Source organism: Ruegeria sp. CE8, assembly GCF_056537465.1.
Window position 1 is genome coordinate 82,839 of sequence record NZ_JBQFRP010000010.1, and the last position, 12,544, is coordinate 95,382.

Annotated in this window: 12 protein-coding genes; 5 read left to right on the forward strand and 7 right to left on the reverse strand. The window is 55.9% G+C overall.

Annotation, left to right across the window (positions count from 1 at the left end):
- Positions 1–351: 351 nt before the first annotated feature.
- From ACR0AA_RS16145 to ACR0AA_RS16155, 3 genes are all read right to left on the reverse strand, one after another.
- The gene (locus tag ACR0AA_RS16145; RefSeq protein ID WP_480756443.1) at positions 352–627 is read right to left on the reverse strand and encodes a hypothetical protein; all 276 of its coding nucleotides are present in this window, start codon (positions 625–627) and stop codon (positions 352–354) included.
- Positions 628–887: 260 nt separating this feature from the next.
- On the reverse strand, positions 888–1,139 hold the full coding sequence (locus ACR0AA_RS16150) for a hypothetical protein (RefSeq protein WP_480756444.1): 252 nt from the start codon (positions 1,137–1,139) through the stop codon (positions 888–890).
- 70 nt (positions 1,140–1,209) lie between these two features.
- A complete protein-coding gene (locus ACR0AA_RS16155; protein ID WP_480663877.1) occupies positions 1,210–1,701 on the reverse strand; it encodes an SDR family NAD(P)-dependent oxidoreductase in 492 nt (163 codons plus the stop codon).
- A 735-nt stretch (positions 1,702–2,436) separates the two neighbouring features.
- Between ACR0AA_RS16155 and ACR0AA_RS16160 the strand changes: the two genes are divergently transcribed.
- A complete protein-coding gene (locus ACR0AA_RS16160; protein WP_480663738.1) occupies positions 2,437–3,270 on the forward strand; it encodes a bifunctional allantoicase/(S)-ureidoglycine aminohydrolase in 834 nt (277 codons plus the stop codon).
- 16 nt (positions 3,271–3,286) lie between these two features.
- Here ACR0AA_RS16160 and bhcR read toward each other — a convergent pair whose 3' ends face one another.
- On the reverse strand, positions 3,287–4,135 hold the full coding sequence (bhcR, locus tag ACR0AA_RS16165) for an HTH-type transcriptional regulator BhcR (protein ID WP_480663876.1): 849 nt from the start codon (positions 4,133–4,135) through the stop codon (positions 3,287–3,289).
- 169 nt (positions 4,136–4,304) lie between these two features.
- On the opposite strand from bhcR, the gene bhcA reads away from it, so the two are divergent.
- The 4 genes from bhcA (at position 4,305) to bhcD (ending at position 8,737) form a co-directional block, all read left to right on the forward strand.
- Entirely contained in the window at positions 4,305–5,495 is a 1,191-nt protein-coding gene (gene bhcA, locus ACR0AA_RS16170; RefSeq protein ID WP_480663736.1) for an L-aspartate--glyoxylate aminotransferase BhcA, read from the forward strand.
- Positions 5,495–6,463, forward strand: a complete 969-nt coding sequence (gene bhcB, locus ACR0AA_RS16175; RefSeq protein ID WP_480663734.1) for a beta-hydroxyaspartate dehydratase BhcB — start codon at positions 5,495–5,497, stop codon at positions 6,461–6,463. Before bhcA ends, bhcB begins: the two co-directional genes overlap by 1 nt.
- Positions 6,464–6,490: 27 nt before the next feature.
- Complete coding sequence (gene bhcC / locus ACR0AA_RS16180; protein WP_480663732.1) at positions 6,491–7,654, forward strand: 3-hydroxy-D-aspartate aldolase BhcC; 1,164 nt, start codon at positions 6,491–6,493, stop codon at positions 7,652–7,654.
- Between the two features lie 117 nt (positions 7,655–7,771).
- Complete coding sequence (bhcD, locus tag ACR0AA_RS16185; RefSeq protein WP_480663730.1) at positions 7,772–8,737, forward strand: iminosuccinate reductase BhcD; 966 nt, start codon at positions 7,772–7,774, stop codon at positions 8,735–8,737.
- A 428-nt stretch (positions 8,738–9,165) separates the two neighbouring features.
- Here the strand turns inward: bhcD and ACR0AA_RS16190 are convergent, their stop codons facing one another.
- The 3 genes from ACR0AA_RS16190 to puuE are packed head-to-tail and all read right to left on the reverse strand — an operon-like array spanning position 9,166 to position 12,539.
- Entirely contained in the window at positions 9,166–10,590 is a 1,425-nt protein-coding gene (locus ACR0AA_RS16190) for a uracil-xanthine permease family protein (RefSeq protein ID WP_480663727.1), read from the reverse strand.
- Between the two features lie 54 nt (positions 10,591–10,644).
- The gene (locus ACR0AA_RS16195) at positions 10,645–11,130 is read right to left on the reverse strand and encodes an ureidoglycolate lyase (RefSeq protein ID WP_480663725.1); all 486 of its coding nucleotides are present in this window, start codon (positions 11,128–11,130) and stop codon (positions 10,645–10,647) included.
- Positions 11,127–12,539, reverse strand: coding sequence for an allantoinase PuuE (puuE, locus tag ACR0AA_RS16200; RefSeq protein WP_480663723.1), 1,413 nt, complete (start codon positions 12,537–12,539; stop codon positions 11,127–11,129). The genes ACR0AA_RS16195 and puuE overlap by 4 nt, the downstream gene beginning before the upstream one ends.
- Positions 12,540–12,544 lie beyond the last annotated feature (5 nt).

Below are 12,544 nucleotides of genomic sequence, written 5' to 3' on the forward strand. Positions count from 1 at the left end.
TTCATGGTCGAAAAGATCCGTTGAAATCGCGCCCCTCGCCGTATTCACGCAGCGTATTGACGGCAAAGTCGCTGATGCCTTTGAACCCGGCAACAAACACTGGTGTAGCCGCTGCACCACTTCACGGGACCGGACATCTACCGGCTTCGGAGGTGCCATTGCTTTGGACTGCAACGAATACCACCGAGATGGCCCTACTTGCCGAATACCGCTCTATGCCCGAAACGCCACCTTTTTTGACGAAGCTCTCTGCGAGAGAACGCCCGCGGCGGTCACGAAGCTAAGCAGGGGCAATCCCCATTTCAAGGTGGTTCAGAACATCACATGAATCTGTCGGACCAGCCAATAACCTCATCGGGGTGGCTCCCAACATAGCCGTAAGCAGCAAAACGGTTTTTTTTCGAGGTCGAGCAGTTTCAACTCCTTCTCGACGCTCAATGCTTGGAAGAAATCTTCCACCATGCCGATCTTTGTCCACGGGTCACTCCTGTTCTGAACGACCAACGTTGAAACAGAGATTTTGGGGGTGTCGTCTATGAAATTCGGCGCGCCCATGTCGAAGCCAAGCCGCCTTTCACTGATTTTTTCACCAGCCCGCGCTATGAACCCGAGCATGCCGAGTGCCACGACGAAGCAGGTGTAAAGCAAGGGTTGAACAGCGACAATGGCTTAGATTTTCGGGCGGCTGACCAAGCTGTTGTCGCAACCGTACGCATGCGTTTTCGAAGCCGCGCCCATGCAGATTCTCAACAGCCCTATCTAAGCATCGGGGAAACGACCGGTTACAAAGTCCACGGTGGCTATAACGCCCTTTGTCTCCTCTGGGCCCCAACTAACCCAAGGGATCGGACCAAGATCACTCTCGCCATGACCGCGCATTTCATACATCAGAACAGAGAAACCCCGATCCACCAGGTATTTGCCTGACGCAAAAATTGGATGTCCTGCTTCCATGGCGTGATCGGACCATTCCCCTTGGGAGTCCCGCCGCCACGATTGCGCTGCATGACGAATTGGGTTTGCGCTATTACCTTGTCGCTTCCGCCATTTATCAACCACCGGCGCAACGCTACGCCGTCTCGGGTTTTGAATTCTACGTTTTCGTAATCCAGCCCGTGAACTTCGGGCCTGTCGAACAAGGGTGATGGGCTCGACTTGACCTCATATTGGATATCATTGTTCCAAACATCGGTTTCTCCAGTTTATTGATCAGGCTGCGGGAAACAGCATGGCGGACAGTTGGTCGATAATGCCTTGGCGGTTTTGTTGATCCGACAAATTCGTCAACATTTCTGCGTCAGAACCGCTGGGGTTGTGGATTGGGTGACCCTCTATCGCGCAAGCAAACATGTGATCCGCCGCTTCTTGAGGATCGGCAAGCGCACCCCGTTCATTGGGCACTTGCGCAGCTAAAGCACCTGTTTGCGCCCGCAACTTTTGAGAGAATGCCACCAGTTGCGGAGCCCCGCTGTCCAGACGTTTGTCTACCGCCTCATCGAGGCCGTTCGTCGTACAAGCGCCGGGCGCTACATCGAAAACTCTGACGTCAAGAGGGCCGTGTTCCTGCGCCATGGCTTCCGTCAAACCGATCAGAGCGAGCTTGTTGGAGGAGTAGACCGAATTGCCGGGCAAACCGAGATGGCCAGCCACCGAGGTTACACTAACGATGACCCCGCCGCCCGCATGTCCGGCAGTGCCGATCGCATGACGTTCATCGGTCCAAAGACATTGGTTTCATGCATTGCGCGGATATCTTCCGGACTGAACTATTGGAATAAACCGCTATTGCCAAATCCTGCATCTGGATAGACTCCGACAGACGCACCGACACCCAGTGCATTTACATAATCATCATTGGCTCAGTTAACCCTGAACTGGCGGGAAAATTGGGAAGTTTGTTATCGAAGCATCTGCGGAAACGTGGCCAAGCGATAAGTGACCGACATGGCGAAGATGCCGGTCATTGCCCAAAGGAAACTCCCAGCCGGTTCCGTGATCCCTCATCACCGTGGCAAAATGGAACTGCGGAGAACTCCGAGCGGCGCGTCTGAAGATAGTCGCCCGGGAAACGCAACATCCTAGCGATCCAAGTTCATGCATCGAAAATAATCCGCGACCTTCTCAATGCAACGCTTCGTAATTGACTCGGATGGCAAAACACCGGGGCGAATGCATCCGCGAAAAAATGATGAAGGAAATGCGCCAACCACCCTATCCTGATTGGCATTAGGAATCACGGATCAGGTATCGCTCAGACTTTGCCCACGCATTATGTCGCCCGTCCGATTGCAAGTTGGACGCATAGAGTAATTCCATTGGTTTTATTCTGCGGATTTTTCAAAACTTTTCGAATAGAGCTGTTACATTTTTACGGGTGGTCCACACAATCCGCCCGGCGCATATTTTTGAGGGACTAGTATTTCTTCAGGAGCATACATGAGCAACAAGTATTTCGCACCAATCGGCGGACATCCCGGGCAAGAGCAATTGTTGACTGACCGAGCTGTTTTTACTGACGCTTATGCCGTTATCCCGAAGGGTACGATGCGGGATATTGTGACCAGTTTCCTGCCGTTTTGGGAAGATACACGTTTGTGGGTGATTTCACGTCCTTTGAGCGGCTTTGCTGAAACCTTTTCGCAATACATAATGGAGGTTCAGCCCGGTGGTGGCTCTGATCGGCCCGAGACCGATCCCGAGGCCGAAGGCGTTTTGTTTGTGGTCGAGGGTACAGCGACCTTAGTCGCCGAGGGCACGACCTATGAACTGACGCCCGGAGGTTACGCCTACCTGCCCCTAGAAAGTGATTGGACCCTGCGAAATCAAGGGGATGAAACCCTGCGTTTCCATTGGATTCGAAAGGCTTATGAAGCCGTCGAAGGCCTCGACAGCCCTGACATACTTGTCCTAAACGAAAACGACATTGAGCCGACGCCTATGCCCGGGACGGATGGAAAGTGGGCCACAACGCGATTTGTCGACCCAAGCGATTTGCGCCATGACATGCATGTCACCGTGGTGACGTTTGAGCCCGGCGCGGTCATCCCCTTTCTTGAAACCCACGTTATGGAGCACGGTCTCTATGTTCTGGAAGGAAAGGCAGTTTACCGGTTGAACAATGACTGGGTCGAAGTGGAGGCGGGCGATTACATGTGGTTGCGCGCGTTCTGCCCCCAAGCATGTTATGCTGGTGGTCCGGGCAAGTTCCGCTACCTGCTTTACAAGGACGTAAACCGGCATATGGCGCTGCGACCGGGACCCGCTGCCTAGCCACAACACGGGCGTCTCAGGATTGCGGCTGAGAAACCGTTCCACCGATAGCAAGCGTCAATTGATGAGCCGCCTCCATGACAGGGCGGCTTAGCCTTTCAATTTCAGCCTCGCTGACCCGGCTTGTCGGTCCGGACACTGAAATTCCTGCAACCGCTTCTCTGTTGATATCGAAAACCGGCGCCGCAATGCATCGCATGCCCGCGTTCTTTTCTTCATTGTCGACTGAGAAGCCCCGCGCCCTGACTATGGCTAGGTCCTCTTTCAACACCGCCGGATTGGTAATCGACCAATCAGTAAATGCCTGTAGCTCAACATTGGCCAACAGGCGGTCCAACCTGTCCTCATCCATAAATGCCAACAGAGATTTCCCAATTCCCGATGCGTGCATGGGCGACAACGTACCGGGTGGAAAAAACGCGCGGATGCTGGCGTGGGTTTCCACCTGACTCAGGAACAGCACCGAACCTTCTTTTTCCACCCCTAGATTGGCGGTTTCGCCAGTGGCCTCCATGAGCTTTCGCATCACCGGTCTGGCCCGATCCACAAGGCTGGTGCGGCGTAGGAAGCGAGAGCCAATGACAAACGCACGTGGACCTATGTGCCAGACTTGCTCATCGTGATCAAATTCGACGAGCCCCCTGCCCTCAAGTGTCACGAGTATACGGTAAACCGTGGCCGGCGACTGGCCCATTTCATCGGACAGCGCGGTTAACGCCTTACCTTGCGCCTCGCTCAAATACTCAAAAACTTCCATCGCCCGGTCGAGGGATTTGATCGTATTTTGCGCGGTCTTGTCATCCCATCCCCGTGGTCTTCCACGGGCTTTTCGGCGGGCTCCGGGTGTATTTTCTTGAGAATCCATAAAAACCCTCCAATCATTTGTGAAAGAAGAATTCACCATATGAAAAATACAAACCACTGACAAATATAAAATAAAAAGCAACCTTCGTTTTTTGAAAGGCAATTTCAAAAATATATCCGACTAAGCGACTGGAACCTATTGTGTGGTCAACGACGGAAGGAGACCATCCATGAGCTTTCAAAATCCCGTTTTTATCCCGGGCCCGACCAATATCCCTGAAAGCCTGCGCAAGGCCTGCGATATGCCCACGATCGACCACCGCTCGCCGCTGTTCGGGCAGATTCTGCACCCTGCGCGTGCGCGTGTTCAGAAAATTCTGAAAAGCGACAGCGCCGAGATTTTCATCTTCCCTTCGACCGGGACCGGCGGTTGGGAAACCGCACTGACCAACACTCTGTCCGCCGGTGACAAGGTTCTGGCGGCGCGCAATGGCATGTTCAGCCACCGCTGGATCGACATGTGCCAGCGCCACGGTCTGAATGTCGAAATCGTCGAAACCCCTTGGGGCGAAGGGCTGCCAGCCGATCGTTACGAAGAGATTCTGACCGCCGACACAAACCATGAAATCAAAGTTGTTCTTGCCACGCATAACGAGACGGCAACTGGCGTGAAGTCTGATATTGCTGCCGTTCGCAAGGCACTGGATGCAGCACAGCACCCGGCCCTTCTGTTTGTTGACGGCGTATCGTCTATCGCATCTATGGATTTTCGCTTTGACGAATGGGGCGTCGACGTCGCCGTTACAGGTTCACAAAAGGGGTTCATGTTGACTGCGGGTCTGGCCATCGTCGGCTTTAGCCAAAAGGCAATGGAGGCAACCAAGACGGGCACCCTGCCCCGCACCTTCTTTGATGTGCACGACATGGCGAAGGGCTACGCAAACAACGCCTACCCCTACACGCCTGCTGTTGGCTTGATGAACGGCCTCAACCAAGCCTGTGATATGCTGTTGAACGAAGGCCTGGAAAACGTCTTTGCCCGGCATCATCGGATTGCCGAAGGGGTACGCGCCGCCGTTGGTGCCTGGGGGCTGGAGCTTTGCGCGGCCGACCAGTCGGCGTATTCTGACACGGTAAGCGCGATCCGCACCCCGGGCGGTTTCAATGCGACCGATATCGTTACGCACGCAGCAGAAAAGTACGGCGTTGCTTTCGGTGTGGGACTCGGCGAAGTCGCTGGCAAGGTGTTCCGGATCGGACATCTTGGAAGCCTGACGGACGTCATGGCTCTGTCCGGGATTGCCACCGCCGAGATGTGCATGGCCGATCTGGGTCTGAATATTCAACTCGGCTCCGGTGTGGCCGCTGCGCAGGAATACTATCGCGGTCATCCAGCTGCCGTTCAAAAGGACGCCGCGTGATGAAGGATTGCACTATGTACATCCCAACCTATGAGGACATGCTTGCGGCGCATGATCGGATTGAACCTTTTATCCGCCGTACCCCGGTTCGGACTTCGGATTATCTTAACGAGCTGACCGGGGCGCAACTGTTCTTCAAATGTGAGAACTTTCAGGAACCAGGTGCCTTCAAAGTGCGCGGTGCCACAAACGCGGTGTTCGGCCTTAACGCAGAGCAGGCAAAGAAGGGTGTTGCGACGCATTCTTCGGGCAACCACGCCTCATGCCTGTCCTATGCAGCGATGAAGCGGGGCATCCCATGTAACGTGGTCATGCCGCGCACGGCACCGCAGGCAAAGAAAGACACAGTTCGGCGCTATGGCGGTAAGATCACGGAATGTGAGCCCTCCACTTCGTCGCGCGAAGCCACTTTTGCCGAGGTCCAGGCAGCCACGGGTGGGGATTTTGTCCATCCCTATAACGATCCACGTGTAATCGCAGGACAGGGCACATGTTCGCGTGAGTTCATCGAGCAGACCGACGGCCTGGATGCGGTGGTTGCTCCCATCGGCGGCGGCGGCATGGTGTCCGGCACCTGCCTGACCCTTTCCACATTAGCCCCGGAAACCGCGATTATCGCAGCTGAGCCCGAACAGGCCGACGATGCCTATCGCAGCTTTAAAGCAGGTCACATCATCGCCGATGATGCGCCAAAGACAATTGCCGACGGTCTGCTGGTTCCGCTGAAAGACCTCACCTGGCACTTCGTGTCGAACCACGTCTCCGAGATCTACACGGCCTCGGAACAAGAAATCGTCGATGCGATGAAGCTGACGTGGAAACACCTGCGGATCGTGATGGAACCATCCTCAGCCGTTCCGCTGGCCACAATCTTGAAGAACCCGGACGCATTCAAAGGCAAGCGTGTCGGCCTGATCATAACAGGGGGCAACGTCGATCTGGACAAGCTGCCCTGGCTGAACGCGTGACATCAATCCCGACATAGGAATACGGAAATGAAAGATATGACCAATCTCGACAATTTCGAAGTAGGCTATGACATTCCGGCCAAGCCCGGAATGGATGAAGCAGATATCCAGACCCCCAGCCTGATATTGGATCTCGACGCGCTTGAGCGCAACATCAAGAAAATGGGCGATTACGCCAAGGCCCATGGCATGCGTCACCGCGTGCACGGGAAAATGCACAAGTCGGTCGATGTGGCCAAGTTGCAAGAGAAAATCGGCGGTGCGGTCGGTGTTTGCTGTCAGAAAGTCTCGGAGGCTGAGGTGTTCGTGCGCGGCGGCATCAAAGACGTCTTGGTGTCGAACCAGGTGCGCGATCCCGCCAAAATCGACCGCCTTGCCAGCCTGCCGAAGCTGGGCAGCCGCATCATCGTTTGCGTTGATGATCTGGACAACGTTGCGGACCTTTCGGGTGCGGCCGTCGACCACGGAACGCAACTTGAGGTTTTCGTCGAAATTGACTGTGGTGCCGGTCGTTGTGGTGTGACAACGACACCCGAAGTGATCGAGATCGCCAAAGCAGTCGAAGCTGCCGAGAACCTGAAATTCACCGGCATTCAGGCTTATCAGGGTGCCATGCAGCACCTGGACAGCTACGAAGCGCGCAAGGAAAAGCTGGATACCGCAATCGCGATGGTGAAAAACGCCGTTGAAGGCCTGAAGGCAGAGGGGATCGAATGCGAGCTGGTCTCGGGCGGTGGCACCGGTTCTTACTACTTCGAGTCCAACTCCGGCGTGTACAACGAACTGCAGTGCGGGTCCTACGCGTTCATGGATGCCGATTATGGTCGCATTCTGGACAAGGATGGCAACCGGATCGACCAGGGTGAGTGGGAAAATGCCTTCTTCATCCTGACCAGCGTCATGAGCCACGCCAAATCGGACAAAGCCATCGTCGATGCTGGCCTCAAGGCACAATCTGTTGACAGCGGTCTGCCCGTTATCTTCGGACGCGACGATGTCGAATACATCAAATGTTCAGACGAACATGGCGTCGTCATGGACCCGCAAGGGGTGCTCAAGGTAAACGACAAGCTGAAGTTGGTGCCGGGGCACTGCGACCCGACCGCAAATGTGCACGATTGGTACGTCGGCGTTCGCAACGGTAAGGTCGAAGCCGTCTGGCCAGTATCCGCCCGCGGTCGCGCATATTGAGCCGAGCAATTTTAAGGCAGGAAAATCCGGCTCGAATGTAGCCTGATAGCCGCCCGTGTGCCTTCCCTCCCTTCGGGAAAAGCACACGGGCGCACGAATGTTTGATTGGAGAAAGATATGCTGATTGTACCCGAGCGCGAAATCGCTGACCTCATGACCCGCCAAGCGGCCTTTGATGCCGTTGAACAGGTCTTTGCCGCCATGGCGTCAGGCGACGCCTACAACTTCCCTGTCGTGCGCGAAGCCATCGGGCATGAAGACGCGCTTTATGGCTTCAAGGGCGGGTTTGACCGCGCGGGGCTGACACTTGGTCTGAAAGCGGGCGGCTACTGGCCGAACAATCTGGAAAAACGCGGGCTGATCAACCACCAGTCCACCGTGTTTCTTTTCGACCCCGACACTGGCAAACCCTCGGCAATGGTCGGCGGCAACCTTCTGACGGCCCTGCGCACAGCCGCGGCCTCATCCGTGTCGATCAAGCATCTCGCTCGTACTGACGCCAAAGTCATCGGCATGATCGGCGCGGGCCACCAGGCGGCATTTCAGCTGCGCGCAGCACTGGAACAGCGCGTCTTTGAAAAAGTCATTGGCTGGAACTACCACCCAGAGATGCTGCCGAATATCGAGAAGGTCGCCAATGAAGCCGGTGTTGCGTTTGAAGCGGTTGAGCTTGACGGAATGGCTGAGGCGGATGTGATCATCTCGATCACCTCGGCATTTGCACCGTCGCTAATGGCGGATCACGTCAGCCCTGGAACGCATGTCGCCTGCATGGGGACGGACACCAAGGGCAAGCAGGAAGTGGAAGCGGCTCTGCTGGCCAAAGCATCTATCTTCACCGACGAAGTCGCACAGTCCATCACCATTGGAGAGGCACAGCACGCTATTGCCCAGGGCCTCATCAAAGAAAGCGACGTTGCCCAGCTTGGCGCGGTCATCAACGGCACAAACCGGGGCCGAACATCGGACGATCAGATCACGCTGTTCGATGGCACTGGTGTTGGCCTTCAGGACCTCGCCGTCGCTGCCTCCGTGGTCGATCTCGCCGTTGAAAAAGGGATCGCGATTGAGGTCGATTTCTGATGTCACATAGTGACAACCTGCCTGAGTGGCTCGTCGGCAAACGTCTTCCCAAAGTTCCGATAACGGCGACCAACGGCAGCGATATCGACCTGTCAACTCTGGTAGGTTGGATCTGCCATTCGAGATCCTGCCTGACGAAAACCTAAAGCCGCGATCCGCGCTCTCGCTTCAGACGTTAGGAGCTGGCAGAATGAAGCTGCCGGAGCGTTTTGCAATGATCTTGCGCAAAGAGCAAGTTTCGCGCGTGTTCCATCCCCATAACAGACCCTGCCAGAAACGCCGAAACAGTTCGCAACGATCTCACCGACGTCGGCTGAGGTCAGGCTGATCCCATTGCCACACCGGATGGAAATCCTGACTAAAAAGCGGCGCGCCCTGGCACGCCGCTTTTTCTTAACAGTGGCACTCTGAGCGTCACCTACGCCCCATCAGACATGGTCGTCATGGCCAATAGACCCCAGTCCGTGACCCGCCATGCCACCTGACACTTCTTCCGTCGCTTCGTCCGAAAGCTCATCGGGAAGCACCAGGTTCAGGACAATTGCAATGACCGCGGCGGGAAGGATTCCCGAAGTGGCCAGAACTTTTAGTGTGCCGGGCAAATACTGAAGCGCACCTGGCTCCAGCTGCAATCCCAGACCGAGGCTCAGGGAAATAGCAAAGATCACCATATTACGGCGGTTCCAGTTCACGTCCGACAGCATCGAGACGCCCGCCGCCACAACCATTCCGAACATCACGATGACGCCACCACCAAGAACCTCGATCGGGATTGACGAGATAATCGCACCGATTTTCGGAACAAGGCCGCACACGATCAGGAAGAGCGCGCCGATGGTAACGACCATTCGGCTCATGACCCCCGTCATGGCGATCAAACCGACATTCTGACTGAACGAGGTGTTCGGCAATGCGCCAAAGAGACCAGAGATCGCTGTGCCGATACCATCAGCGTAGGTTGCACCCTGAATTTCCTTGTCGGTTGCTTCGCGTCCGGCGCCGCCTTTTGTGATACCCGACACGTCCCCAACAGTTTCAACGGCCGACACAAAGGACATCGCACAGAAACCGATGATGGCCGCGACTGAAAATTCAATACCGAAATGCAACGGGTTCGGCAGCGCGAACGAGGCCGCTCGACCAACGTTGCCCAAGTTGACCTGACCAAGAGCAAAAGCCACAGCGTATCCAACGAGCAGCCCTATCAGAACAGCCGACACCGACAGCATTCCCCGCGCAAAGAACTTCAGCCCAAGCGTTACGACGATCACGATTCCGGCCATGAACCAGTTCAGGCCAGAGCCATACTCCTCGGTACCTATAGCAGGTACGCCACCGGCTGCGTATTGAATGCCGACTTTCACCAGCGCCAAACCGATCATAGTCACCACAAGACCTGTAACCAATGGCGGTAGGGCGAAGCGAATACGCCCAATGAACAGCCCAAGGAATGCGTGGAACAGGCCGCCGATGACAACACCGCCCATCAGAACGGCAATGGCATCCACGCCCTTTCCCACCACCAGCGGGATCATGATCGGGATGAAGGCGAATGACGTCCCTTGTACGATGGGCAGCCGCGCGCCAACGGGCCCCACACCAATGGATTGAAACAGCGTGGCGACGCCTGCAAAGAACATCGACATCTGGATCATGTAGATCATCTGCGGAAAATCGGGGCTGTTCGATCCGAACCCAAACCCGGCCGCGCCACAAACGATAATGGCTGGCGTGACGTTGGACACGAACATCGCCAGCACATGCTGAATTCCCAGTGGCACCGCTTTTATGATTGGCGGAGTGTAATTCGGATCGCGGAGCTGTTCCGGCGTTCCGATGGATGCATCTGACATTTAGTCTTTCCTCCCTTGAGGTTCGTAAACCGGCTCCTCTTCCGGCCACGTCCCTCATTCCGTGATTAAAAAAGCCTCCCCGAACCAGTGCTCTTCGAGGTTGGGCCCGGCTCCAATTCGGTCGACCACCGCAAAGAGTCCGGGTGCATGAAGTGGCGTCAACACGCCATGCCAAGTGTTGCGATGATAGTTCACGCCCTGCCCCGGCGCTGTTTTGAATGCGATGGGCTGTCCTGGTGTGCCGTCTAGATCCGGGGCCACAACCACAACAAAGGGTTTGTCCGACAAGGGCAGAAACGCTTGGCTTCCCTCCGGGTGGCGTTCAACCATCTCCAGCTTGATCGGCAGGCTAAAGGCTTCTGATTGAAACACACTAATTCCAGCGCGCCCGTCATGAAAATCCAGCGCGGCGCGATCGTGATACCGTGCGCACTTGCCCTGATTGATGTATTTGTCCGCGTCGCCCGCCACTTCGATGACATCGCCAAACGGAGCAAAAGCCTCTGCATTCAGTGGCCGGAGTTTTAACGCTGTTGTCATTCCGCAAACTTCTCAATCAGGCGCAATTCGGCGATCCGTTCAACCTGACGGCAGGCCTCAGAAAATTCGGTGTCCCGGTCGCTGTCGATGCGACGTTGAAAGGCTGCCAGAATGCTGGCTTTCGTGTTGTCCTTGACCGCAATAATGAAGGGAAAGCCAAACTTGGTCGTGTAGGCCTCGTTCAACGCAGTGAATGTTGCGCGTTCCTCATCGGTCAGCATATCCAAACCGGCCCCGGCCTGTTCAGCTGTGCTTTCCTTGGTCAGTCGTCCAGCCGCGGCTAGCTTGCCCGCTAAATCCGGGTGAGCGGTCAGAACACCAAGGCGTTGTTCGTCAGAGGCCGTTCGGAATACTCGGGCCAACGCGTTGTGAACACCGGCAGCATTGTCATGGGTCGGCCCCAGCTCAAGATCATACGCACCTTCGGCAATCCACGGGCTGTGTTCGAACACGCCGCCGAATTCGGCAACAAAGGTGGGCTGGTCCATTTCGGACGGGGTCAGGCGTTGCATCGGTGGGTGTTCCTTTGCCCAGTGGTCGGCAATCTGTTCGCGTGTGGCAAACCAGACACCGTCGTATTTCTTGAAGTAGTCCAGCGCACGTTTTAGCGCCATGGCGCGACCGGGGCGGCCAATCAAACGGCAGTGCAGACCAATCGAGAGCATTTTCGGCGCGCCGGCTTCACCCTCGGCGTAAAGCATGTCAAAGCTGTCCTTCAGATAGCTTTCGAACTGCTGCCCATTGGTGTACCCAGCCTGGATCGCAAAGCGCATGTCATTGCAGTCCATCGTGTAGGGCATGATGAGTTGATCCTTGCCCCCAGCCTTGGTCCAATACGGCAAATCGTCGGCGTAGCTGTCGGCGATATAGGCAAAGTCACCTTCCTCAGCGGCCAGATCGACAGTGTTCATAGAACAGCGGCCCGTATACCAACCACGCGGTGGCTGACCTGTAACCTCGGTGTGCAGCCGAATTGCTTCACGGATCTCGGCGCGTTCTTCTTCCGCGCCCATGTCCTTGTGTTCAATCCATTTCAAACCATGGCTGGCAATCTCCCATCCCGCGTGCTTCATCGCCGCAACTTGCGCTGGTGCGCGGGCCAAAGCCGTGGCGACGCCGTAAACGGTAATCGGCAGATCCTGGAGAAGGTGATGCACACGCCAGAACCCGGCGCGGCTGCCATACTCATAGATCGATTCCATGTTCCAGTGCCGCTGCCCCGGCCATGGGGCGGCACCTGTGATTTCGGACAAGAACGCCTCGGACGCGGCATCGCCGTGCAGGACGTTGTTTTCGCCACCTTCTTCATAGTTCAGTACAATCTGAACCGCGATCTTTGCATCATTGGGCCAGTTTGCTTTTGGCACTTGCCCACCATAGCCGGTCAAGTCTCGTGGATAGCGCGTCACATCAA

Excerpts from the sequence above, each read along its gene's own strand:
- ACR0AA_RS16160 (WP_480663738.1), top strand. The coding sequence starts at position 2,437 with ATGAGCAACAAGTATTTCGCACCAATCGGCGGACATCCCGGGCAAGAG.
- bhcR (WP_480663876.1), bottom strand. The coding sequence starts at position 4,135 with ATGGATTCTCAAGAAAATACACCCGGAGCCCGCCGAAAAGCCCGTGGA.
- bhcA (WP_480663736.1), top strand. The coding sequence starts at position 4,305 with ATGAGCTTTCAAAATCCCGTTTTTATCCCGGGCCCGACCAATATCCCT.
- bhcB (WP_480663734.1), top strand. The coding sequence starts at position 5,495 with ATGAAGGATTGCACTATGTACATCCCAACCTATGAGGACATGCTTGCG.
- bhcC (WP_480663732.1), top strand. The coding sequence starts at position 6,491 with ATGAAAGATATGACCAATCTCGACAATTTCGAAGTAGGCTATGACATT.
- bhcD (WP_480663730.1), top strand. The coding sequence starts at position 7,772 with ATGCTGATTGTACCCGAGCGCGAAATCGCTGACCTCATGACCCGCCAA.
- ACR0AA_RS16190 (WP_480663727.1), bottom strand. The coding sequence starts at position 10,590 with ATGTCAGATGCATCCATCGGAACGCCGGAACAGCTCCGCGATCCGAAT.
- ACR0AA_RS16195 (WP_480663725.1), bottom strand. The coding sequence starts at position 11,130 with ATGACAACAGCGTTAAAACTCCGGCCACTGAATGCAGAGGCTTTTGCT.